Below are 22,695 nucleotides of genomic sequence, written 5' to 3' on the forward strand. Positions count from 1 at the left end.
AATGGGTTAACGTCGCACGGGCGGTCACTCCGCCGCAAGCGGCTTTGTCGCCTCCGCCTTGAGCTCGGCCCGGGTCTTGGGCTTAGCCTTAATTCTCAGCTCCTCGAGATCCTGCCGGTCGCGCACGCTGTTGCGGAAGATCTGGTCCTTGCCCGGCAGATATTGCGGCGGGCAGAACGTCTCGTCCGCCCCATACCAGGCGGCTGCCTTCATGGTGAAGAAGGGATCGACCAGATGCGGCCGGCCGAGCGCGACGAGATCCGCGCGGCCGGCGGCCAGGATCGTGTTGGCCTGATCCGCGGTCGTGATGTTGCCGACGCACATGGTGGCCACGCGCGCTTCGTTGCGCACCTGATCGGAAAACGGCGTCTGGAACATGCGGCCATAGATTGGCTGCCCATCGCGCACAGTCTGCCCGGTCGAGACGTCCACGAGGTCGACACCGGCCTCGCCGAAGGCGCGCGCGACCTCGACCGCGTGATCGCCGTTGATGCCACCCTCAGCCCAATCCGTTGCAGAAATGCGCACCGACATCGGCTTGTGCGATGGCCACACCGCCCGCAGCGCCTCGAAGACCTCGAGCGGGAAACGCAGGCGGTTGGCGAGCGGGCCGCCATATTCGTCTGTGCGAGTGTTGGTCAGCGGCGAGATGAAGCTCGCCAGCAGATAGCCGTGGGCACAGTGCAATTCGAGCATGTCGAAGCCGCAGCGCTCGCCGCGCTCGGCCGCCGCGACGAAGGCGCCTCTCACGGCGTTCATTCCGGCGCGGTCGAGTTCGCGCGGAACTTGGCTGTCAGGGAAATACGGCAGCGGCGATGCCGAGAACACCTCCCAGCCGCCCTCCTCCAGCGGCCGATCCATTCCGTCCCACATCAGCTTGGTCGCGCCCTTGCGGCCGGCATGTCCCAATTGCAGGCAGATCTTCGCAGCCGAATTGACGTGAACGAAATCCACGATGCGCCGCCAGGCGGCCTCTTGCTCGTCATTCCAAAGGCCAGCGCAGCCGGGCGTGATCCGGGCGTCACGGCTGACGCAGGTCATCTCCGTGAAGATCAGTCCGGCCCCCCCGATCGCACGCGATCCGTAATGCACCAGATGGAAATCGGTCGGAACACCTTCCTTCGCCGAATACATGCACATCGGCGACATCACGGCACGATTGGCAATCTCCATCTCGCGCAAGCGGAACGGCTGGAACAGCGGCACCAACGGCCTGTCGGCGTCGACATCGAAGCCACTGTCGCGAACCCGCCTGGCGAACGACTTGTCGACCTCGGCGACGAAATCGGGCGCGCGGAGCTTGAGGTTGTCGTAGGTGATCGCCTTCGAGCGCGTCATCACGCCGAAGGCGAACTGCACGGGGTCGAAGTCCCAGAAGCGATCGACATGCTCGAACCAGACCAGCGAGACGTCGGCGGCGTGCTGCGTCTTCTCCACCTCCTCGCGGCGGCCGTGCTCATAAAGCTCAAGCGCGGCCTTGATGTTGGGCGCGGCCTGCATCGCGTCGGCGAGCGCGATCGCGTCTTCCATCGCGAGCTTCGTGCCCGACCCAATCGAGAAATGCGCGCTTGCTTTGGCGTCGCCGAGCAGCACCATGTTGTCCTTGACCCAGCGCTTGCTGCGGATCATCGGGAAATTGCGCCACATCGAGCGGTTGGTGAGCAGTTGATGCCCATCGAGGAACCAGCCGAAGATCTCGGCCATCCGTGCGGCGGACTGGCTCTCGTTCAGTCCCTTCAAGCCGGCTCGCTCGAACGTCTCCGGATCGGTTTCGAAGATCCAGGTCGAATGACCGGCTTCGTATTGATAGGCGTGGGCGATGAAGGGTCCCCACTCGGTTTCCTGGAAGATGAAGGTGAAGGCATCGAGCGGTTTGGTCGACCCCATCCAGGCGAACATATTGGTGCGAACGTCGATCTCCGGCTGGAAATGATCGACATGTTTTTCGCGGAAGCGGCTGTTGATGCCGTCGGCAAGCAGGATCAGATCGGCGTCTGCGAAGCGGGATTCGTCGTCGATATCGACTTCGAAACGCAGGTTGACGCCGAGCTCGCGCGCCCGCTCCTGCAGGATCAGAAGCAGCTTGCGCCGCGAGCAGCCGCAAAAGCCGTTGCCGCCGACGCGGTGCACCGTGCCGCGAAAATGCACGGCGATGTCGTCCCAGTAGGCGAATTCCTGGGTGATACGGCGATAGCTTGGAAGATCGTGCTTCTCGAAATTATCCAGCGTGGCGTCCGAGAACACCACACCGAAGCCGAAGGTGTCATCGGCGCGGTTGCGCTCATACACCGTGATTTCGGCGCTCGGGCGCTGCTTCTTGAGCAGGATCGCAGCGTAGAGACCCGCAGGTCCGCCACCGATGATCGCGACTTTCATGGGAGCCTCGCCAATCTATCCGGCAATGAAATTATTTTAACCCTAAAATAATTTCTGACAAGCCCCCGTAGGCGGATTAGTGGCGGCCGGTAGCCGCCGGCTCAGTCGCCCCTGAAGACCGGCTTGACCTTGTTGGCAAAAGCCTCGAAGGCGCGCTCGAAATCGGCCGTGGTCATGCACAGGGCCTGCGCCACGGCTTCCGCCTCGATCGCTTCCTCCACCGACATCGCCCATTCCATGGCCAGCATCCGCTTGGTCATGGTGTTGCCGAAAGTCGGGCCTTCCGCGACCTGCCTTGCCAGCGCCTGCGCCTGCGCCTGCACTTGCTCAGGCGTGACGATGCGGCTGAAAAAGCCCCAGCGCTCGCCCTCCTCCGCGGTCATGAACCGCCCGGTGTAGAGCAGCTCGGAAGCGCGGGACTGTCCGATAATCCGCGGCAGGATCGCGCAGGCGCCCATGTCGCAGCCGGCAAGGCCGACCTTGTTGAACAGGAACGCCACCTTGGCCCCGGTTGCCGCGAGCCGCATGTCCGACGCCATGGCGATGATCGCGCCGGCGCCGGCGCAAATCCCCTCCACCGCGGCAACAATCGGCTGCGGGCACGCCCGCATGGCCTTGACGAGATCACCGGTCATCCGCGTAAACGCGGTCAGCCCCTTGGTGTCCATTTTTACCAGCGGGCCGATGATCTCGAACACGTCTCCGCCCGACGAGAAATTGCCGCCAGCGCCGGTGACGACGATGGACTTCACCGCGTCGTCGAACGCGCAGGCGCGGAAGAAATCGGTGAGTTCCCGATAGCTCTCGAAGGTCAGCGGATTTTTCCGTTCGGGACGATTGAGCGTCACCGTCGCAACACCGTCGATCACGGCCAGCAGGAAGTGCTGCGGTGAATAGTCCGCGAGCGGCACGGTCACGGGATTGGCTGGTCTGCTCATGCGATCTCCTTACTTCCCTGTTCTGCGCCTGTGCCGCGCAGGCTAAATCTCGCCGCCGGCCACGGCAATCGCCTGCCCGGTGATCGCGCCAGCACCCTCGCCGCACAACCAGAGCACCGCGTCCGCCACTTCTTGAGGTGTGATCAGCCGTCCCTGCGGATTGTGGCGTGCGAGCTCGGCGATGGCCTGCTCGCGGCTTCGCCCGGTCTTCTTCATGATGTTCTCGATGCTGCCGGCGACCAAGTCGGTGTCGGTGAAGCCTGGGCACACCGCATTCACCGTCACGTTGCTGCCTGCCATCTCAAGTGCGAGCGAACGCACCAGCCCGATCACGGCGTGCTTTGCGGCGCTATACGCGCTGACATAGGCATAACCTTTCAGTCCGGCCGTCGACGCGATGGCGACGATACGCCCATAGGGACGGTCCTTCATCCCGGGCAAGACGGCCCGGACGGCGTGAACCACCCCCATGAAATTGACGTCCATCATGCGCGCGAAAAGGGCGCTGTCCGATTTCACGAACGGCGCCGATTCTGCGCTGCCGGCGTTGGCGACAAGGATATCGATTGGCTGGAGCGCGCTCGCTTCCGCGATTGCAGCCTTCAATGCAGCTTCGTCCGAGACGTCGGCCACGACTGCAAAATGTGCGGCCCCTGCGCCAACAGCCTCTTGCAGCGCGGCCACATTCCGACCGAGCACCGTCACCGTGGCGCCGGCACCAGCGAGCGTGGCGGCGATTGCACGACCAATGCCTCGACCGCCACCAGTCACGAGCGCGTGCGGCGAATGCGGCAATCCGGACATGCGCTTGCTCCCTGGGCAACTGCGACCGTTCACTCCGATATATTTTAACCTTCAAACATTTGCAAATGAAGCCGCGTCCGTCGCAGTCGCCGACGCACGTCCAGCCTGCCCGGCCCGAAAATTGCTTTAGGTATAAAATTATCGCTTCCCATCACCGACAAGCCTGTTAGCATCACCTGGCCAAGCAAAGGATATCGCGTGTCGAAACCTGCGCCGATGATAACGAAAGACGGTCGCTTCGCCTACGAAGCTGCGGGCGATCCTGGCGCGATACCCCTGATATTCCTGCATGGCATTGGCGGCGCGGCACGGGCCTGGCGGCATCAGCTCGCGGCATTTGGCGACCGCTTCCGCGCAATCGCGTGGGACATGCCGGGCTATGGCGGATCGGCGCCGCTTGCCAGCGTCAGCATCGCTGCCCTGGCGGAGGCTCTCCAGCAATTCACCGTGCAGATCGGTGCGGCAAATCCCGTTCTCGTTGGACATTCGATCGGCGGCATGATCGTACAGAAATTGCTGGCTCAGTCTCCTCGACTGGCGCGCGCCGTCGTGCTCGCACAGACGAGCCCAGCCTTCGGCAAGGCTGATGGCGACTGGCAGAAATCCTTTATCGCGGCGCGGCTCGGGCCGCTCGATCGCGGTGAGACGATGAAGTCATTGGCGCCTTCCCTGGTGCGCGAGCTGGTAGGCGATGAGCCGGATCCGAACGGGATGAAGCTCGCGCACGAGTGCATGGCGAGCGTGCCGGAGGCGAGTTATCGCGCCATGATGCTGGCTTTGATCGGGTTCGATCAACGCAGCACCCTCAAGGATATTTCGGTGCCGACACTGCTGCTGTCCGGTTCCAAGGACAACAACGCGCCGGCGCCGATGATGGCCAAGATGGCAACCTACATTCCCGCGGCCGAATATGTCGAGCTGGCCGGCGTCGGCCATCTCGCCAACCTCGAACGTCCCGGTGCTTTCGATGAGGCTATTGGCGGGTTCCTGGAGGGTTTCGTGACCAAAACACAGGTGACTGCGCAATGACCATGCAAGTCAGCAAGACCATCGGCAGGACTGACAAGGTTGCGCTCGATGCGCCGATCTTCGATCCCGTCGCATTCCGCTTGAGCGACGAGCAGGCCGGGATCATCGCGCGGGCACGGGAGATCGGACAGACCGTGTTTGCCGGTCGCGCCGCCACCTATGATCGGGAGGCGACGTTCCCGACAGAGAACTATCGCGACCTGCATCGCGTCGGCCTGCTCGGAATCGCCGTCCCCAAGAAGCACGGCGGACTTGGCGCGAATTACCAGACCTATGCCTTGGCTGCCGCCGAGATCGGCCGCTACTGCGGTGCAACCGCGCTCACCTGGAACATGCATGTTTGCTCGACCCTGTGGTCGGGTCCACTCGCGGACGATCTCGACATGGATGCGGAGACCCGCGCGGAGCACGAACGCCGGCGCGCCATCCATTACAAGCGCATTGTCGAGGACGGTGCGATCTATTCCCAGCCCTTCTCCGAGGGTGGCGCTGCGGCCGCGGGCGGCGTTGCCTTTGGCACGGAAGCGAGGCCGGTCAACGGTGGCTGGGTCATCAACGGTAAGAAGATCTTTGCCTCGCTCTCCGGCCATGCGGACTATTACGGCGTGCTTTGCACCGAGATCGAGGAAGGCGAAAAGGCCTCGCGCCGCAACACGCTCTATCTGGCCATCCCCGCCCAGTCGGAAGGTGTTTCGGTCGTCGGAGACTGGGATCCGCTCGGCATGCGCGGGACCGTATCGCGGACGCTGCTGTTCAAGGACGTATTCGTACCGGACGACGCAGCCCTGATGCCGCGCGGCGTCTACTTCCAGGCTGCGATGCGTTGGCCGCACATGTTCCTGACGTTGTCGCCGACCTATATGGGCCTCGCGCAGGCGGCCTATGATTTCACCGTGCGCTATCTGCGCGGCGAGGTCCCGGGCATGCCGCCGGTCAAACGCAGGATGTATCCGACCAAGCAGATCGCGGTCGCTCAGATGCAGATCAAGCTCGAGCAGATCAAGGCGGTCTGGTTCCAGGCGGTCACGGAGGCCCGCGCCAATCCAAGCAAGGAGCAAGTCTTGCGCGCCTATGCCGCGCAATATTCGGTGATGGAGGGCGCCAATGAGCTCGCGGCTCTGGCGATCCGCACCTGCGGCGGCCAAGCCATGCTCCGATCGCTACCGCTGGAGCGCATCTACCGCGACAGCCGCTGCGGTTCACTGATGCTCCCCTGGACGGCCGAGCTCTGTCTCGACCGTATCGGCCGCGAGGCGCTCTATGAGGCCGGCGAAACGGACGATTGACGGTGGATCTCTGTAGTCTGATCGAACGCAACGCGGCATTTGCACCAGACAAGACCGCCATTGCCTTTGAAGGGGAGAGGCTGAGCTATGCGGCGTTCGCCGCGCGCATCGATCGCACAGCCCGCGCATTGAAGAATGAACTCGGCATCGGCCGGGGCGACCGCGTCGCGATCCTCAGCCTGAACCGGCCGGACTATCTCGTTCTGCTCTACGCATGCGCGCGGCTCGGCGCGATGATGGTGCCATTGAACTGGCGGCTGGCCGTCGCCGAGCAGCTCTTCATTCTCTTAGATGCAGGTGCAAAAGTTCTGGTGCTCGAGCAGGCTTTTGGCGGCGTTCTGCCTGAGCTTGAGCGCGCTTCGCCGGGAATGGCCGTTGTCGCGTTCGACTTCACGCCGCCTCGTGGAAGGACATTCGAATATCTGTTGGCATCTGGCGACGGTGGCGGACGCAATCCGCATACCGATCTCTCCTGCCCGCTGCTCATCGTCTACACATCGGGAACGACGGGACGGCCGAAAGGCGCAGTGCTGCGTCAGGAGGCATTGTTCTGGAACGGCGTCATGAGCCAACACATGCACAACATGACGTCCAACGATCACGTGCTGACCGTATTGCCGTTATTCCATGTCGGCGGGCTCAACATTCAGACCACACCGGCGCTTCAGCTGGGCGCTACCGTCACGATCCACGCACGCTTCACTCCGGATACGGCACTCGCTGCCATCGCACGCGATCGCCCGACACTCACGGTGATGGTGCCAGCGATCATCCAGGCCGTCAGCGATCATCCAGCCTGGGGGATTACCGATCTATCGTCCCTCAAAGCTGTCGCGACCGGCTCGACCATCGTGCCCCCGTACCTGATCGATCGGATCGTCGCACGCGACGTTCCCGTGCTTCAGGTCTACGGCTCGACGGAAACCTGCCCCATCGCGGTCTACACGCGGCTTGGCGGCGATCTTTCGCGCGCGGGATCGACTGGTCTCACCGGCCTGTGCTGCGAAGCCAGGATAATTGATCAAGCCGGCGCTGAAGTGCCGCCGGGCACACCGGGAGAAATCGCAGTGCGCGGTCCCAATGTGTTCTTCGAATATTGGGGCAATGCGGATGCCACCCGCGATGCCCTGCACGACGGCTGGTATCGCACCGGCGATATCGGCCTGTGCGATGCGGATGGTTACTTCTGGGTCCGCGACCGCAAGAAGAACCTGATCATTTCCGGCGGCGAGAACGTTTATCCGGCCGAGGTCGAGCGGGTCTTGCTGGAACATCCGGATGTCAGCGAATGCGCCGTCATCGGCCGGCCGGACCCGCGCTGGGACGAGATTCCGGTCGCCTATGTGATCCGGCGGCCCGGCTGCCGACTCGAGCCGAACGAATTGAGAGCGCACGTTCAGGCCCAACTTGCTCGCTACAAGGTTCCGCGCGACATCATTTTCGTCACCGACCTGCCGCGTACCGCGTTGGGCAAGGTTCAGCATTTCCTGCTGAAGCAGCTTGATGCCCAGTCGCGCACGCAAGGAGAGACATCTTGAAGATTGCGGTTCTGGGCGGCGGCAATGGCTCTTTCGCGGCCGCTGGCGACTTTGCGCTGTCGGGGCATGAGGTTCGACTCTGGCGTCGCGATGCGGATCAGGTCGCTGCACACCGCGCCGCCGGCTCCCGCATCCTGGTGAATGATCACAACGGTCGCCACGACGTCAAGCTTGCGCTGGTCACGACCGACATTGCCGAAGCTGCCGGCGGCGCAGAGCTGGTGCTGTGCCCCGCCCCCGCCTTCGCGCAGTCTGATATTGCCCGCCTGCTCGCTCCGCACCTGCAAGACGGGCAGGTCGTGTTTCTGCCCCCGGCTACATTCGGCTCGATGATCTTTGCCCAGTCCGGGAGAGATGCCGGCAACCGTGCCAAGGTGAGCTTTGCCGAAACCGGCACGCTGCCCTGGCTGACCCGCAAGCACGGACCATTCGAAGTCGCGATCACGATCCGCGCCAAACGTCTGCCGGTCGGCGTGTTTCCGCTCGACCAGGCGCCGCATGCGCTTGAGGTGATCGGACGTGCCTTCCCCGGCGTGATCGAGCCGTGCGGAGACGCGCTCTCGGGCGCCCTGATGAATGCCGGCCCCATCATCCACCCGCCCCTGATCGTGATGAATGCGGGCCCGATCGAGCATTTCGATCGCTGGGACATCCACAAGGAAGGAACGCAAGCCTCGATCCGGCGGGTCACCGATGCGCTGGATGCCGAGCGAATGGCGGTGCGCGAAGCTCTCGGATACGGCGCACCGCATTTCCCGCTTGCTCATCATTACGCCAAGGAAGGCGAGATCTGGATGTATGGCCGCGGCTCGCATGACCGCCTGACCGATTCCGGCGACTGGCGCGAACGGATCGCGCTGACCGAGCACCGCTACATGCGCGAGGATCTGCGGCTCGGACTTTCGCTCCTCGTCTCCGTTGCCGGGCTGGCTGGCGTGCCTACGCCGCTTGCCAGCGCATTTCTGGCGATCGGTGGTGCGATCTGCGGCGAGGACTTCGCGCATGATGGCCGAACGCTCAAAACGTTGGCTCTCGACGATTTCAGCAAAGCCGAGTTGCAAAAACTCCTGCGCAAGGGGTTTGGCTCATGACGATCCGTGCCAACGTCGCCTGCCTCGGGGCCGGCCGCATGGGACGAGGCATCGCCGTCGCGTTCGCCTACGCGGGGCACACGGTCAAAATGATCGACGTGAAGGATCGTTCCGCGGAGGACTTTGCCAAGCTGGAGGCGGACGCGGTCGGCGAGGTCAGAAAGACCTTCGCCAGTCTTGCAAGTCTGGGGCTGATCGCCGAGACGGACACGAATATTCTCATCGAGCGGGTTTCGGTAGTGCCGGCCGGTCAGAGCCGTGCGGCGTTGTCCGACGCCGGCATGGTCTTCGAGGGCGTCCCAGAAGTTGTCGAACTGAAGCGCGAGGTATTGGCGTCCGCCTCACGTCACGTGGGCCCCGACACGATCATTGCGTCCACGACGTCCACGATCCTCGTCGACGATCTATCGGGCGCAATCGAGCATCCCCGACGCTTTCTCAATGTGCATTGGCTCAATCCGGCCTATCTCATCCCACTCGTCGAAGTTTCGCCCGGCGCGGCAACCGACCCTGCAATCGTCGACGCGGTCAAAAGGCTGCTCGAAGAGATCGGCAAGGTCCCTGTCGTCTGCGCGGCAACGCCCGGCTTCATCGTTCCGCGCATCCAGGCGCTTGCGATGAATGAAGCTGCACGCATGGTTGAGGAAGGCGTCGCCAGCGCGGAGGAGATCGACAAGGCGATCCGCTATGGCTTTGGCTTCCGCTATGCCGTGCTCGGGCTGCTCGAATTCATCGACTGGGGCGGCGGCGACATTCTCTACTACGCAAGCCGCTACCTCGAAGGTGCCCTCGGCAGCGACCGCTATCGGGCGCCCGACGTGATTTCGCGCAACATGAACGAGGGCAGGATCGGCCTGCGCACGGGCGCCGGCTTCCTCGATTATTCCGGCCTCGATGTCGACGCCTATCGCACCGAACGGCTCAAGGCCATGGTCGACCTGCTTCGGCACTTCAGACTGGCGCGACCGCCCGTGCTCGATCGCAACTAGCCGAAGACATCCTGGAGTACGCCTTCCCGCACCACCGCGACGCCATCGAGCTCGATGGTGGTTCCCATCATCGGCAGGTCGAAATGGCCCGCCGTGTAGCGTCCCGCGAATTCATTGGCTCCGGTCGAGAACAGGAAGTTGCCGGAAACGGCGCGCAGCTCGGTGCCGTTGGTGTCACGCTGATCGTACATCGACAGCGCTTCATAACGTGCGCCCGGGTTCATGCCGAACCCGACATGCGAGACCGCATAGGCCTCGCGGTCGCCCCACGCGGCCAGATAGGACCGCATCATCGCGGCGTCCGTGCCCTCGCCTTCCAGCTCGACGACATAGTCGTCCTTCAGCGTCATCTTCACCGGCGAGGTCAGGTAGCGCTTGAAGGTCAGATTGATGTCGCCCGGCGCCATCACCAGCGTGCCATTGATCGTCCCGCTCTTGGGAAAGCTGACCACAATGCCGCCCGGCCAGTGCGCCAGCGTGCCGGGCTTGTCGGTCCAGCCCCACACGCCGACCGTCGAAGCCCCCAGCATATCGACGTCGAGCGCCGTCCCGGCCTTCGACGTGACCCTCATGCGCTTGGTCCCGCGCAGCATCTTGGCTGCCGCCCGGACGCGCTTCTCGAGCGCGGGATCCGGCACCATCCGCTCCAGGGCTTCAGGATGCTCGTTGGAGATCACCAGGATCCGCGCACCCGATTTCAGGATCTCGGGCGTCTCCACTGCATGCATCAGACCCTCGATAGTGCAATCCACCACAAAGCCGGCTTGCTGAAGCGCGCTAACGACCGGCGTCAACCGCTGGATCGCCTCGCTCGCCCCTGTCGAGCGCACCGGCACAATGTGGCGGTTGCGCGGGGTCGGCACGACCACATGGAACGGCCGCGCCCCCATGCGCAGCAAAGCGAGCTCAGCGAGATGCACATTCAATGCACGCGACTGGGTCTCCGAGAGGATGGCGGCGGTGTCGCCGGCCTTGACGGCGCATCGCTCAAAAATCTCGCAAAATGCGTCGATCCATTTTGCCTCGATGCGATCTGCCAGCATGGTCCACTCCCGGTGTTCTGGATTTTTGTTCGGTCAGTTCACGCTTCGGGGAAGCCCCGCAAGAGGTACGATCGGACAGCCCCCAACAGACCATTCAGGATCAGACCCAGCAGCGAGATCGTGATCAGCGGCACGAACATGTCGACGGCCTGGAACGTGCGGGCCGCCGTGACGAGGACGTGACCCAGCCCGTCCGTCGACGTGATCATTTCGGCCAGAAACACCACGATGCAGGAAATGACAAGGCCGATCCGGCAGCCGGTCAGGATCGACGGCATCGCCGCCGGCAGCACCACCTTGAAGAGGACTTCATAGCGCGGCGTTCCCGCCGCCATGGCTGACCAGATCAGCTTTTGCTCGACCGTCGAGGCACCATAATAGGTAGACAGCAAAATGGGGAACAATGCGTCCGCAGTTACCAGCGTGATCTTCGATCCGTGACCGAAACCAAGCAACAGCAGCAACGCTGGATAAAGCGCGACCTTGGGCAGCGGCGCCAAAACGCGCACGATCGGCCGAACCGCGGCATTGATCGCGGGACTGGCCGCCGCCGCGATGCCTATGCTGACGCCGAGCACGACCGCGATTGCAAAGCCGGCAAACAGCCGGACCAAGGTCGCCGCGATCTCTTGCTGGAACGTTGCCGTCACGAGCTGCTGGAGCAGGCGACCGAAGACATATCCGGGCGGCGGCAGCAAGGTCGCAGGCGCAACACCGAATGACACGAGGCCTTGCCAAACTGCGATCAACAGCGCGATCGGCGCGAGCCCAAGGATGGCATTTATGGGGGAAAGGCGCGATGTCATGAGAAGCTCAAGGGCATGTCGAACTGGGGCTCAGACCACCGCACGAGCTTCGCGCGGACGCGTTCGAACAGCGCATCGAGGCCAATTCCCATTGCTCCCACGATGATGATCATGGCGAAGACGGTGTCGTATTGCCCCATGTCGAGTGCGTTGAAGAGGATGTTGCCGGCCCCTGACTGACGGGCGATCATCTCGCTGGTGATCATCGTGATCAGTGCCAGCACGAGTCCGGTGCGGCACCCGGTCAATATCTCCGGCAGCGACGCCGGCAGCACGATCCGGACCATGCGTTGTGCGGCGGAAAGCCCCATGGCCGCCCCGGACCACAGCATCTTCTCTTCGACGGCCTTGGCGCCCTCGAAGCTGTGATAGATGACCGGGAGGCTGACGCCGAGGAAGATCACCAGCGTCTTCGTGATGTCGCCGACACCCAGCCACAGCATGATGATGGGCATCAAGGCCGCCTTTGGCACCGGGTAGATCACCATCAGAAGCGGATTGAAGAAAGCCGCAACCGCCCGGCTGCGGCCCATCATGAGGCCCAGCGGTATCGAGACAAACACCGCGACGCCAAATCCGATCGCCATGCGGCGGAGCGATGCGATGATGTTGATCAGGGCCTCCTTGTCGCCAAGAATTGACGGGATCGCCCGGATCGCTTCAATCGCGGTCGGAAAGCTGTCGTTCTTCAGTGCGAGGGCGGCAACCTGCCACAGCGCCAACAGCCCGATGCAGGCAAGCACCGGAGCAGCGCGTCGGGCCAGGGTTGTCGGCGGCATCATGAGCGAGACCCGACTTCGTCGCTCTCGTCGAACATGCGCTCGATATCGACGACGTATTTCTGGTAACGCGGATCAAGCAGCAGCTCGTTGCGGCGACGCGGCCTTGGCAGATCGATGTCGATGACCTGCCGAATGCGGCCGGGAGACTTCGACATCATCACGACCTTGTCTGAGAGGAAGACGGCTTCGTCGACCGAATGGGTCACGAACAAGACAGTCTTGCGGTCGCGTTCCCAGATATTCAGAAGATCGTTTTGGAGGCGTGTCCGGGTATGAGCGTCGAGCGCGCCGAAAGGCTCGTCCATCAGCAGGACTTCGGGATGATAGGCAAGCGTTCGGGCCAGCGCGACGCGCTGCTTCATGCCGCCGGACAGCTCCTTGGGATAGAAGCTCTCGTAACCCTTGAGACCGACCATTTCGATAAGGGCCCGGCTCTGCGCGTCCGCCTCGCTAGCCAACATACCTTGCTGACGCGGCCCGTACATCACATTGCCCAGCACGGTCTTCCAAGGAAACAGCGCAAATTCCTGAAACACCGGTCCTCGATCCGGGCCTGGCCCGGCGATCGTCTTCCCCTTCATCTTCGCCGCGCCACCGGTTGGACTGACGAAGCCTCCGACGATGTAGAGCAGCGTCGACTTGCCACAGCCGGACGGACCAAGGATGGAGACGAAGGCTCCCTCTTCGATCGTCAGGGAGATGTCCGATAGTGCCAGATGATCCTTGCGCGCCGACGTCTGGAATATCTGCGAGACATGCTCGATCTCGATGATCGAGGAAACCGGCTTTCGTGTCGCCACGGGCTCCGCCATTTCGCTTGATCTCGAGGGCGCCACCTTCATTTCCGTCTCTCGCCTCACCCGTGTGCGAATATCGCGCGACCGACCTGCTGAATGTTCTCCATCAGCGGCACGAGCTTAGCAAGAAACCTGCCAAGCGGCGCGCCGTTTTCACGCGAGCCGCGACGAGTCATTCGAACCAGGGCCATTCCGCCGGGCCCTCATGCGTGACGGCTCCGCCGGGCGCTTGGCCAACCAGCCGCGCGTATTTCGCGAGCGCTCCGGCACGATGACGTGGCGGCCGCGGTTTCCAATCCCGTCGTCGTGTCGCAAGTTCCGGCTCGTCGACCAGCAAGTCCATGCGGCGTCCGGCCGCGTCGATCCGGATCCTGTCGCCGTCGCGCACGAGCGCCAGCGGGCCGCCCACGAACGCTTCCGGAGACACATAGCCGATACACATGCCGCGGGTCGCACCGGAAAACCGCCCATCCGTGATCAGCGCGACCTTTTCGCCCATGCCCTGGCCATAGATCAGCGCGGTGACGCCGAGCATCTCGCGCATGCCGGGACCGCCCACCGGCCCTTCATTGCGGATCACCAGAACCTCGCCGGCCTTGTAGCTGCGGTTGCGAACGGCTTCGACGCAGGACTCTTCGTCCTCGAAGACGCGCGCCACGCCTTCGAAGCACTGGCTCTTCAGACCTGCGACCTTGATCACCGCGCCGTCGGGACAGAGGTTCCCCTTCAACACCGCCACGCCACCATCGGGCATGATCGGCGCGCGGGTTGGATAGACAACCTCTCCATCCGGCGCGTTGGCTGCGCCGTATTCTTCGGCGAGCGTGCGCCCAGTGACAGTCAGGCAGCTTCCATCGACGTGCCCGCTGTGAATCAACTCACGGATCACGACAGCCGCGCCACCGATGTCGTATACGTCCTTCGCCGTATACTTGCCCCCGGGCCGCAGATTTCCGATCAGCGGCGTCCTGGCAAAAACCTCCCCGACGTCGTCGATCGTGAACGAGATGCCGGCTTCATTCGCGATCGCTGGCAAGTGCAAAGCGGCATTGGTCGAGCCGCCAGTTGCCGCGACGATCGCGGCGCCGTTCTCCAGGGCTTTCCGCGTCACGATGTCGCGCGGCAGCGGCCCGCCGCGTTCCAGCATCTCCATCACCAGCCGGCCGGCACGCCGGCATATTTGGGCGCGTTCGGCGTAGACGCCGGGCACCATCGAGACATTGGGAATGGTGAGGCCCATCGCCTCCGACACCATCCCCATGGTGTTCGCGGTGAACTGGCCGGCACATGCGCCGATGGTCGGCAGGCAGGCGCGCTCGATCCGATCGAGCGTGACCGCGTCGATCTCCCCTGTCATGAAGCTGCCGACGGCCTCATAAGAGTCCAGCACCGTCAGCGTCCGGCCGTCCAGACGGCCCGGCAGCGCACTGCCGCCATAGATGAAGATGGATGGCACGTTGCAACGAACCATTCCCATCATCACGCCAGGAAGCGTCTTGTCGCAGCCACCAAAACCGATCAGAGCGTCGTAAGCGAGGCCTTGGACGACGGCCTCGATCGAGTCCGCGATCAACTCACGCGAAAACAGGGAGAACTTCATCCCCTCGTGATTCATGCTGATGCCGTCGGAGACGGAGACGGTCGAGAACTCGCGCGGTGTGCCGCCGCTTTCCTCGATTCCGGCCTTGGCTGCATCCACCTGGAAATCGTGGGTCATGTTGCAGGGCGTCTGCTCGCCCTTCATGCTGACGACGCCCACCATCGGCTTGGCGAGAGCTGCATCGTCCAGACCCATCGCGCGCATGAACGCACGATGTGGCGCTCGGTCCAAACCCTCTCTCGTGACCCGTGATCGCAATTTCTTCATACGTGCATCGTCTTCATGCGACGTCCCGGATATGCCGGACATCGCGATCTCCTTGATCAACGAACAGCCTGGTCGCCTATTGCAGCGGCGCGACGATCGTCGGGTGCTTGAACTGCGCGACATCCAGCTTCGGCAGCATTCCCGTGTCGGCGTAGATGTCCAGCATCTTCTGGATAGCCGGAAAGTTCGGTGCAGCGCCAGGGTCACGGCCGAAATCATTGTCCTTGAGCAGATAGGTGTCGAGCACCGGAACGGGCGCTTTCAGAACCTCCGAGACCACCTTCAGCGTCTCTTCACGGTTTGCGAGCGCCTTCTTCATGCCCGAGGTGATATCGCGCACATAGGCCTTCACCAGTTCCGGGTTCTTGTCGACGAAATCGGCGCGGCAGGCCTCCAGGATGTGCACGATGTTCGGCATAGCCTGAGACAGCGAGAACAGCTTTCGGGTGCCACCCTTCGCCTCCGCACGCGCGGCGAACGGCTGGTTCATGTTGACTGCATCGACACGGCCCTGGCGCAGCGCATCCTCGGAGACGGCAAAACCGACTTCGACCAGCTTGATGTCCTTCGCCGGGTCGACACCGTTCTGCTTCAGGAGCAGATTGAACGGCCCCTGCGTGCCGCCCCCGATCACGGAGATACCGACCGTCTTGCCCTTGAGATCGGCAATCGTCTTGATTGGCGAGTCGTCCATGACCGCCCAGTACACCGAGAAGCCGCCGGGCTTTTCGAAGACGTGCTGTGCCACGATGTAGGCCTTGAGATTGCCACCGACCACGCCATTGGCGAGCGACAGCGGCGCCTGCGTCGCGCAATCCAGCGCGCCGGCCGCGAGCGCCTGCGTCATCGGCGCGGTGCCCTGGAATTGGGTCCATTCGATATTGTAGGTCTTGCCGATATCGGGGAATTCGGCCGGACGGCGCATCATCCAGTATTTGGACTCCTCCGCCGGGATCGTCCAGCCGACACGGATCGTCTGCTGCGCCCGCGAGGGGCTTGCGCCCGCCACCACGGCGGCGGCCGCCCCCAATGCCAGGATCCACCTCGAAACGGTTCGCATCGTGCCCACTCCGCTGCTTCGGCGCCGACTGGCGCCACCCAACCCGACCGCCCCCAAATGTTTCATGGTTCAAACACTCAGGCAAGCCAAGCAAGCCACCCCGCTTTCGCGTCACGATGTGCGATGTATGGTGCCGCGGCGAAAGAAGGAGCAACCAATGGCTGAATCAAGCAGAACAAACCCGCAGAGCGTCGAGAGGCTCGGCTACATCGGCCTCGGACTGATGGGGACACCCATGACCCGCCGCCTGCTCAATGCCGGTTATGAGGTCACCGTCTGGAACCGCTCACATGGCAAGCTCGCTTCGCTGATCGAGGCCGGCGCCAAACGAGCGGCCGCGCCCCGCGACGTGTTGGCAACCGCAGGCATCGTCTTCATGTGCGTGACGGATGCCGCCGCCGTGAAAGAGGTGATCTTCGGTCCCGAGGGCCTTGCAGCGGCACCCGGCGCCGGAAAGCTCGTGGTCGACTTCTCCTCGATCCATCCGGATTCCGCACGCGACCTGGCCAGCCGGTTGAAAGCCGCGAACGGCGCGGGCTGGATCGACGCGCCGGTATCGGGCGGCACCAAGGGCGCGGAGGAAGGAACGCTCGCGATCATGGCCGGCGGAGAAGCAGACGACATCGAGAGGGTGCGGCCCTATGTGCTGGCGATGGCACGCAGGTTCACCCACATGGGCCCGATCGGGGCAGGCCAGACCACGAAACTCTGCAATCAGGTAATCGTCGGATGCGCGATGGCCGTTCTCGCCGAGGCGACGCGCCTTGCCGTGAACGCGGGAATTGACGCAAACCGGTTGCCCGAAGCCCTCGCCGGCGGCTTTGCGGATTCGATCCCGCTGCAGCTTTTCGTGCCGCGGATGGTCCAGGAAATCCACTCGCCACCGCTGGGCCACATCGCGACGATGCTCAAGGACCTCGATACGATCGCTGACGTCGCGCAGGCAACATCAACGCCGGTGCCGATGGCTACGCTCGCCGGGCAGCTTTTCAGGCTGGCCAAGGCCGCGCGTGGCGCGGAGGCCGACGCCCTCGAGATCTACAAGCTGTCCGCAGCCAATCGCTGAGCTGACGAGCATGCCATTGAATCGCCTTATGACGATTTCTTGGGTTCATGATCGGCGGTGAATCGACCATACGTCCCACGCGCGAAGAGCAGCTGCTCTTTCGAATTATAGGCGTACGCCTCCACAGCGCCGAGAAAGATCACGTGGTCGCCGCCATAGTAGCGATTGACGGAGCGGCATTGAAAGTTCGCGATACTTTCGGCGAGGACCGGAGCGTTGCCAAGGCCCGGCGTCCAGTCAACGCCCGCGAACTTGTCATCGGCGGACTTGGCGAATTTGTTGGCAAGCGCCTGTTGCGAAGCACCGAGCACGTTGACGGTAAAATGGCTGGCGTTCTGAAACACGGTCAGGCTCGACGAATAGACGACGAGACTCCAGAGAACCAACGGCGGATTCAGAGAGACCGAGGCGAACGAGTTGCACGTCAGGCCGTAAGGCCTGCCGTCCGGCGCCGCGGCCGTGATGATCGTCACGCCGGTTGCATAGGTGCCGAGCGCATTGCGAAAATCGCGAGGATCGATCGGCGAGCTGTCGCTCGCGAATTCGTTGGCGGGATCGCGTACGGCCGGCTGCTTTGGTAGATCATTCATCGGCCGGCCTCACAGCGTGAGATTCTCGGACGGCAGGCCAAGCGCCACACGTCCGTAGTTGGTTCCGGCCGCATCGAAATTGAACGCGAGGTGAGAGTTGATCGCGTGAGCATCGCGGAACTGTCGCTGCAGGACGCCCGTCGTGAACAAGCCGCGCGCCCCGCTCGCCGCAAACAACATCGAGACTGCGTCGGTGCACAGATTGACCGAGAAGGCGCCATCACGCCGATACCTGGTTTTGATGGCCATACTCGGATTACGGCCATGTCGCGCATCCTCCATGGCATCGGCGCACGCCGAACGCATGATCAAACGCGCAGCGTCGATCTTGGCAGAGGCTTCCGCGATCTTGACCTGGGTACTCTGAAAGTCGCTCAGCTTGGCGCGGTTGTAGGTCGAAATGCGATGACGGACGACTTCGACATAGTCGTCGAGACACGCCTGCGCATTGCCAAGCGCAACCCCGGAAAGGACGTAAGGAAATAGCGAGAACACCGGCAATGTGTAGAGCGGATTGGGATTGACTTTGCTTCCCGGTGTCCGACCGCCGGCTAGGTCGCCGACGGCGACCGTCATGTGATCGGGAACGAAGGCTTCCCTGACTTCCACGTCGCATGAACCAGTGCCGCGCAGCCCGGCGACATTCCAGGTATCGAGGATCTTGTAGTCGCTCTTGGGAAGCAAAAAGATCCGGTACTCGATGCCGTCCGCCTCATCATCGGACGAAACGATGCTTGCCAGCATGTTCCATGCACAGGAGGCAACGCCCGAGGAGAACGGCCAGCTCCCGTGCAGCCGGTATCCACCTTCGACCTTCGTGGCGCGGCCGGCGGGAAAGATGAACGACGACGCAATCAACGTGTCTGGATCCTTGCTCCAGACCAGATCCTGCGCCTTGGGCTCGAACATGCCGAGCATCCAATGGTGGCTTGCCAGGTTGGCGAGATTCCAGGCCACCGATGCATCCGCCTGACCGAGCAAGCCCGCGCAGTCGATCAGGGCGACATAATCAAGCTCGGCGCCGCCAATGCGCTTGGGCTGGAGCATCCGAAACAGGCCCGCATCGTGCAGATCCCGCTCGGTCTCCGGCGGCAGGTGCCGCAACTCCTCCGTCCGGGCTGCGCGCTCGCGCAATTGCGGCAAGAGCGCCCGGGCACTTGCGATCATTGCCGCATAGGCACGTTCATCGGTGTCCGGCCCTGTAGGCTGGCCCGTGCTCGGCTCTCGACCAGGCGCCATTCATGTCCCTCGCTTCGAGATAGTTATGCGGCGGGAACCTCGCCAAATCAAGCTGACGCAAGCTTAACGGTACGCAAACCGCAACCTCCAATCAGACCAAGCGTTCGGTTCAGACCGGCGTCGGGACCCTGCGCGTGCCAAAAGCCCCCTTCCCGACCAACTCCGCAATCCGGCGCTCATCATAGCCAAGCGTATCACGCAAGACGTCCTCCGTATGCTCGCCCAACAGCGGTGCAGCAATCGGATCTACCGCCGCCGTCAAGCTCATGGCTATCGGCGGCTCGATGTTGGGCACCCATTCTGCCGTACGATGCGGAATCCGGCTCAAGCGATGACGCTCGCGCGCTTCGGGAGCGTTGAACCCCTCCTCGACGGTCCGGAGATAGCCAACCGGGATATTGGCGAGCTTCATCTTCGCCATCCAGTTCTCGAGGCTGTCGCTCGCAAAGACCTCCGCAATGGCCGCGCGCAGGAGCTCCTTGTTCTCGGAACGCGCCTTCCGCGTGGCGAATTGCGGATCGGAGATGAGATCGGGCCGGTTCAGCACCTCGACCACCAGGCGGCGATACAGCCGGTCGTTGGCGCATGCCATGTAGAGCGGCCCGTCCGATGCCTCATAGACGCCAACGGTGGGGGACCCGTTCGGCGAATTGCCGAACCGTCCCGGGTTCTGGCCGTTAATCAAATAGGCCATGCCATAGAAGCCGGTCATCGCCATGGCGATGTCAAACAGGGCGACCTCGACATGCTGCCCGCGGCCAAGCCTCTCCCGCGCAAGCAGGGCCAGCAGGATGGCATTGCATGCGGCCATGCCCGTCGCCATGTCCACGATGGGCGGCCCGGTGCGAACCGCGGGACCATCCGCGAATCCGTTGAGCGACATGAAGCCGCTTTCCGCTTGCGTAATGGGGTCGAAACCGGGACGCGAGGCGAACGGTCCGCTGCGTCCGTAGGCCGAGATCGAGCAGTAGACCAGTCGTGGATTGCTCGGCGCGACCGCCTCATAGTCGAGGCCGAACTTCTTCATGACCCCGCTCGAAAAATTCTCGACAACCACATCCGCCTTGCGGATCAGATCGCGCGCGACCTCGCGCGCCTCCGGTACACCGAAATCGAGAGCGATACCGCGCTTGTTCCGGTTCAAGCTGAGATAGGCTGCGCTTTCACCCCCGATTTGGGCGTGCTCATAGGCGCGCGTGTCGTCGCCGCCATCCGGATTCTCGATCTTGATCACGTTCGCGCCGAAATCGCCGAGCGTCTGCGTGCACGCCGGGCCGGCAACCACCCGCGTGAAATCCACGACCAGCAGGCCATCCAGTGCACTGGGCCCTGCCGTCGCCCGCGACGAACGTTCCGGCAATTTAGGCCTGGTGGACATGGGCAGCGCTCCCGACATCGGCTTGTGCTCGCCGAATTTTCATACGCGACCAACTTAAAGCCCGCCGCCGACTTCGCAAGGGCCCTCGGCTTGCTCAGTTCCAAAACGAGAAGGAGGCCCGGCAGCCTCAGGCTGCCGGGCCTCTTCAAGAGCGCATCCTTGGTCACGCCAACGCCGAACGACTTGTTAGCATCGGCCAGCGGGGAGCGGCGTTCCGCGACACGGCACAGAACCAAATGGCTACCCATCACCATCGAAGAATGTCACAGGTCGGTCGATATCTGTAATGTCCTCGTTGGCAGTGTCGACGATATGAATTCTGTACATGGCTCATCGCATGCTAGAGAGAACCTCGAGCGAGCGAATTAACAGCCGTCACCGCGCGTTCACTTGCTGAGCATAACCTTGATACCTAACAAGACCGCACCGGCCACTCCGGTGACGATGACAGTGATTACGGCCTTGAATGTGTAGCTCTGCGCCTGTTCGATGCCCTTCCGCCAGCGGCGCAAATGCTGGAGATCTGCCCTGACTTCTTTTCGGTCATCGTCTTCGATCCCAAAGGCGGCCAGCACCGATACCACTGCTTTCAGCACGATCGCGTCGACACTCTCCTGAAGCTTCTGCTGTTCGGCCAGCGTTTCGGTCACTATCGTCCGGATATCGTCGTCGCGCATGTTCACCGCTTAAGGATTCTTGCCACGTTCTGAAATAAAGGGAGGGCACGAGATGGTCGTGACTGCGGCAAATCCGCCAAGGCATCCGTCGAGCCGAGGCCACAATTTGTCGCCCCTGCCCATCAGACGCTCGCAGATCCCGATACGCCCTCGCAAAGACAGCAAGGCCAACCCATGTTCGAAATCCGCAAAGACGATCTCTCCAGTGAAGCGACGCGGCGCCTGCTGGCGCTGCACCTCGTCGGCATGCATGCGAGCTCGCCGCCCGGAAGCGTGTTCGCGCTCGACCTGTCGGGGCTGAGGGCACCAGGCATCACCGTCTGGTCAGTCTGGCAGGGCAATGAGGTGGTCGGTATCGGCGCGCTCAAGGATCTCGGCGATGGCAGCGCCGAGGTGAAGTCGATGCGAACTCATCCCGATTACTTGCGCAAAGGCATCGCGGCGCTGCTGCTGGCGCACATCGCAGGCGAAGCCAGAGCGCGCGGGCTGACCCGCCTCAGCCTCGAGACCGGGAGCGGCCCCGCCTTCGAGCCGGCACTGGCGCTCTATCGCAAGCATGGCTTCGTCGATGGCGAGGCTTTCGCCGATTACCAGCCGAGCGCCTTCAATCAATTCCTCCACCTTCAGCTCTTTGCCTGAGCCTCCCGGCAAAGCTGCGGTCTCTCAACCGACAAAGCAGGCCGGACTCACTTCCGGGGCTCAACAACTGTTTTTGTTGATCCCTCCGGTGCCGCCTGCATCCCCGGCGGGCTTTGACCTTGCGGGCTTTCCGGTGGCGCACCAGCCGATTTCGTGTCGAGCGGTCCGGTCCAGCCCTGTGGCTGCAATTGGCCTTTCTCTTCCGGCGCCGAGCGGCCGGTTGGCGAGTTCAAGTCTTTCTTCGGATCGGCCTGTGCCGTTGCACATCCGCACGACAACGCCCAGCAAATCGTCGTTATCAGAATGATCCGCACTACGACCCCGTCTGTCTGATTACCAAACAGGCGAGGCCACCCTCAGTTCCTGTTGCGGCGGACGATCAAAACCGGTGGCAAACGATGTCCACGTTGGTCGCAAGCGAGTCATTGGCGGTGAACGCCTGCAGCTCATCGACGGTACTTCGTTGCCATCGCATCGATCATCGCAGCGAAATCTCTCGTCGCGCGATCTGCGACGGTGCGACAGTTCGGCTCACAGGCTGCATGTCAGCTTTCTGCACGCCGGTTAGCTGGTGTATCGTGCGCGCGAGCCGCCAACGAGACGTGCCGAAGCCTTGTGAATTACTGGCGGCGTTTGTGCCCACGGCGGGCATTGTACTCCTCATTGTCAGATACGGCCGTCGTGACGAGCTCGTCACGGC

Annotated in this window: 21 protein-coding genes; 7 read left to right on the top strand and 14 right to left on the bottom strand. The window is 62.9% G+C overall.

Annotated features, from left to right (window positions below; translation table 11 throughout):
* Positions 1-24: 24 nt before the first annotated feature.
* The 3 genes from K289_RS0107970 to K289_RS0107980 form a co-directional block, all read right to left on the bottom strand.
* Positions 25-2,376 carry a bifunctional salicylyl-CoA 5-hydroxylase/oxidoreductase gene (locus K289_RS0107970; RefSeq protein WP_027551010.1) on the bottom strand — a complete coding sequence of 784 codons (2,352 nt, stop codon included), beginning with the start codon at positions 2,374-2,376 and terminating at the stop codon, positions 25-27.
* A 101-nt stretch (positions 2,377-2,477) separates the two neighbouring features.
* Positions 2,478-3,314 carry an enoyl-CoA hydratase family protein gene (locus K289_RS0107975; protein ID WP_027551011.1) on the bottom strand — a complete coding sequence of 279 codons (837 nt, stop codon included), beginning with the start codon at positions 3,312-3,314 and terminating at the stop codon, positions 2,478-2,480.
* 42 nt (positions 3,315-3,356) lie between these two features.
* Positions 3,357-4,118, bottom strand: a complete 762-nt coding sequence (locus K289_RS0107980) for an SDR family NAD(P)-dependent oxidoreductase (protein ID WP_027551012.1) — start codon at positions 4,116-4,118, stop codon at positions 3,357-3,359.
* A 198-nt stretch (positions 4,119-4,316) separates the two neighbouring features.
* On the opposite strand from K289_RS0107980, the gene K289_RS0107985 reads away from it, so the two are divergent.
* The 5 genes from K289_RS0107985 to K289_RS0108005 are packed head-to-tail and all read left to right on the top strand — an operon-like array spanning position 4,317 to position 10,051.
* Positions 4,317-5,147 (top strand): alpha/beta fold hydrolase, encoded by an 831-nt coding sequence (locus K289_RS0107985; protein WP_027551013.1) that lies wholly within the window; start codon positions 4,317-4,319, stop codon positions 5,145-5,147.
* Positions 5,144-6,433 (top strand): acyl-CoA dehydrogenase family protein, encoded by a 1,290-nt coding sequence (locus K289_RS0107990; RefSeq protein ID WP_027551014.1) that lies wholly within the window; start codon positions 5,144-5,146, stop codon positions 6,431-6,433. Before K289_RS0107985 ends, K289_RS0107990 begins: the two co-directional genes overlap by 4 nt.
* Positions 6,434-6,435: 2 nt before the next feature.
* Positions 6,436-7,971 carry a class I adenylate-forming enzyme family protein gene (locus K289_RS0107995; protein ID WP_027551015.1) on the top strand — a complete coding sequence of 512 codons (1,536 nt, stop codon included), beginning with the start codon at positions 6,436-6,438 and terminating at the stop codon, positions 7,969-7,971.
* A complete protein-coding gene (locus K289_RS0108000; RefSeq protein ID WP_027551016.1) occupies positions 7,968-9,062 on the top strand; it encodes an NAD/NADP-dependent octopine/nopaline dehydrogenase family protein in 1,095 nt (364 codons plus the stop codon). Before K289_RS0107995 ends, K289_RS0108000 begins: the two co-directional genes overlap by 4 nt.
* Positions 9,059-10,051: a 3-hydroxybutyryl-CoA dehydrogenase gene (locus K289_RS0108005; protein ID WP_027551017.1), complete on the top strand. Its 993-nt coding sequence runs from the start codon at positions 9,059-9,061 to the stop codon at positions 10,049-10,051. The genes K289_RS0108000 and K289_RS0108005 overlap by 4 nt, the downstream gene beginning before the upstream one ends.
* Here the strand turns inward: K289_RS0108005 and K289_RS0108010 are convergent.
* From K289_RS0108010 to K289_RS0108035, 6 genes are all read right to left on the bottom strand, one after another.
* On the bottom strand, positions 10,048-11,094 hold the full coding sequence (locus K289_RS0108010; RefSeq protein ID WP_027551018.1) for a peptidase M29: 1,047 nt from the start codon (positions 11,092-11,094) through the stop codon (positions 10,048-10,050). The genes K289_RS0108005 and K289_RS0108010 overlap by 4 nt on opposite strands.
* A 38-nt stretch (positions 11,095-11,132) precedes the next feature.
* Complete coding sequence (locus K289_RS0108015) at positions 11,133-11,900, bottom strand: ABC transporter permease (RefSeq protein WP_027551019.1); 768 nt, start codon at positions 11,898-11,900, stop codon at positions 11,133-11,135.
* Positions 11,897-12,682, bottom strand: coding sequence for an ABC transporter permease (locus tag K289_RS0108020; protein ID WP_027551020.1), 786 nt, complete (start codon positions 12,680-12,682; stop codon positions 11,897-11,899). Before K289_RS0108020 ends, K289_RS0108015 begins: the two co-directional genes overlap by 4 nt.
* On the bottom strand, positions 12,679-13,524 hold the full coding sequence (locus tag K289_RS0108025; protein ID WP_027551021.1) for an ABC transporter ATP-binding protein: 846 nt from the start codon (positions 13,522-13,524) through the stop codon (positions 12,679-12,681). The genes K289_RS0108020 and K289_RS0108025 overlap by 4 nt, the downstream gene beginning before the upstream one ends.
* A 127-nt stretch (positions 13,525-13,651) precedes the next feature.
* On the bottom strand, positions 13,652-15,346 hold the full coding sequence (gene ilvD / locus K289_RS0108030) for a dihydroxy-acid dehydratase (protein ID WP_027551022.1): 1,695 nt from the start codon (positions 15,344-15,346) through the stop codon (positions 13,652-13,654).
* 76 nt (positions 15,347-15,422) lie between these two features.
* Positions 15,423-16,406 (bottom strand): ABC transporter substrate-binding protein, encoded by a 984-nt coding sequence (locus tag K289_RS0108035; RefSeq protein ID WP_027551023.1) that lies wholly within the window; start codon positions 16,404-16,406, stop codon positions 15,423-15,425.
* A 157-nt stretch (positions 16,407-16,563) separates the two neighbouring features.
* On the opposite strand from K289_RS0108035, the gene K289_RS0108040 reads away from it, so the two are divergent.
* On the top strand, positions 16,564-17,472 hold the full coding sequence (locus K289_RS0108040) for an NAD(P)-dependent oxidoreductase (protein ID WP_027551024.1): 909 nt from the start codon (positions 16,564-16,566) through the stop codon (positions 17,470-17,472).
* A 26-nt stretch (positions 17,473-17,498) separates the two neighbouring features.
* Here K289_RS0108040 and K289_RS0108045 read toward each other — a convergent pair whose 3' ends face one another.
* From K289_RS0108045 to K289_RS0108060, 4 genes are all read right to left on the bottom strand, one after another.
* A complete protein-coding gene (locus K289_RS0108045) occupies positions 17,499-18,062 on the bottom strand; it encodes a flavin reductase family protein (protein WP_027551025.1) in 564 nt (187 codons plus the stop codon).
* 9 nt (positions 18,063-18,071) lie between these two features.
* Positions 18,072-19,301: an acyl-CoA dehydrogenase family protein gene (locus tag K289_RS0108050; protein WP_027551026.1), complete on the bottom strand. Its 1,230-nt coding sequence runs from the start codon at positions 19,299-19,301 to the stop codon at positions 18,072-18,074.
* A 109-nt stretch (positions 19,302-19,410) separates the two neighbouring features.
* A complete protein-coding gene (locus K289_RS0108055) occupies positions 19,411-20,679 on the bottom strand; it encodes a CaiB/BaiF CoA-transferase family protein (protein WP_027551027.1) in 1,269 nt (422 codons plus the stop codon).
* Between the two features lie 386 nt (positions 20,680-21,065).
* The gene (locus K289_RS0108060; protein ID WP_371260794.1) at positions 21,066-21,356 is read right to left on the bottom strand and encodes a hypothetical protein; all 291 of its coding nucleotides are present in this window, start codon (positions 21,354-21,356) and stop codon (positions 21,066-21,068) included.
* 174 nt (positions 21,357-21,530) lie between these two features.
* Between K289_RS0108060 and K289_RS0108065 the strand changes: the two genes are divergently transcribed.
* Entirely contained in the window at positions 21,531-21,995 is a 465-nt protein-coding gene (locus tag K289_RS0108065; RefSeq protein WP_027551029.1) for a GNAT family N-acetyltransferase, read from the top strand.
* A gap of 47 nt (positions 21,996-22,042) precedes the next feature.
* Here the strand turns inward: K289_RS0108065 and K289_RS50280 are convergent, their stop codons facing one another.
* Entirely contained in the window at positions 22,043-22,309 is a 267-nt protein-coding gene (locus K289_RS50280; RefSeq protein ID WP_156917861.1) for a hypothetical protein, read from the bottom strand.
* Positions 22,310-22,695: the final 386 nt, after the last annotated feature.

This window comes from Bradyrhizobium sp. Cp5.3, from assembly GCF_000426265.1.
In the GTDB taxonomy this organism is placed as follows: domain Bacteria; phylum Pseudomonadota; class Alphaproteobacteria; order Rhizobiales; family Xanthobacteraceae; genus Bradyrhizobium; species Bradyrhizobium neotropicale.

Coding starts and splice junctions, on each gene's coding strand:
- K289_RS0107970 (WP_027551010.1), bottom strand. CDS start 2,376: ATGAAAGTCGCGATCATCGGTGGCGGACCTGCGGGTCTCTACGCTGCG.
- K289_RS0107975 (WP_027551011.1), bottom strand. CDS start 3,314: ATGAGCAGACCAGCCAATCCCGTGACCGTGCCGCTCGCGGACTATTCA.
- K289_RS0107980 (WP_027551012.1), bottom strand. CDS start 4,118: ATGTCCGGATTGCCGCATTCGCCGCACGCGCTCGTGACTGGTGGCGGT.
- K289_RS0107990 (WP_027551014.1), top strand. CDS start 5,144: ATGACCATGCAAGTCAGCAAGACCATCGGCAGGACTGACAAGGTTGCG.
- K289_RS0108005 (WP_027551017.1), top strand. CDS start 9,059: ATGACGATCCGTGCCAACGTCGCCTGCCTCGGGGCCGGCCGCATGGGA.
- K289_RS0108010 (WP_027551018.1), bottom strand. CDS start 11,094: ATGCTGGCAGATCGCATCGAGGCAAAATGGATCGACGCATTTTGCGAG.
- K289_RS0108015 (WP_027551019.1), bottom strand. CDS start 11,900: ATGACATCGCGCCTTTCCCCCATAAATGCCATCCTTGGGCTCGCGCCG.
- K289_RS0108020 (WP_027551020.1), bottom strand. CDS start 12,682: ATGATGCCGCCGACAACCCTGGCCCGACGCGCTGCTCCGGTGCTTGCC.
- K289_RS0108025 (WP_027551021.1), bottom strand. CDS start 13,524: ATGAAGGTGGCGCCCTCGAGATCAAGCGAAATGGCGGAGCCCGTGGCG.
- ilvD (WP_027551022.1), bottom strand. CDS start 15,346: ATGAAGAAATTGCGATCACGGGTCACGAGAGAGGGTTTGGACCGAGCG.
- K289_RS0108035 (WP_027551023.1), bottom strand. CDS start 16,406: ATGCGAACCGTTTCGAGGTGGATCCTGGCATTGGGGGCGGCCGCCGCC.
- K289_RS0108040 (WP_027551024.1), top strand. CDS start 16,564: ATGGCTGAATCAAGCAGAACAAACCCGCAGAGCGTCGAGAGGCTCGGC.
- K289_RS0108045 (WP_027551025.1), bottom strand. CDS start 18,062: ATGAATGATCTACCAAAGCAGCCGGCCGTACGCGATCCCGCCAACGAA.
- K289_RS0108050 (WP_027551026.1), bottom strand. CDS start 19,301: ATGGCGCCTGGTCGAGAGCCGAGCACGGGCCAGCCTACAGGGCCGGAC.
- K289_RS0108055 (WP_027551027.1), bottom strand. CDS start 20,679: ATGTCCACCAGGCCTAAATTGCCGGAACGTTCGTCGCGGGCGACGGCA.
- K289_RS0108060 (WP_371260794.1), bottom strand. CDS start 21,356: ATGCGCGACGACGATATCCGGACGATAGTGACCGAAACGCTGGCCGAA.
- K289_RS0108065 (WP_027551029.1), top strand. CDS start 21,531: ATGTTCGAAATCCGCAAAGACGATCTCTCCAGTGAAGCGACGCGGCGC.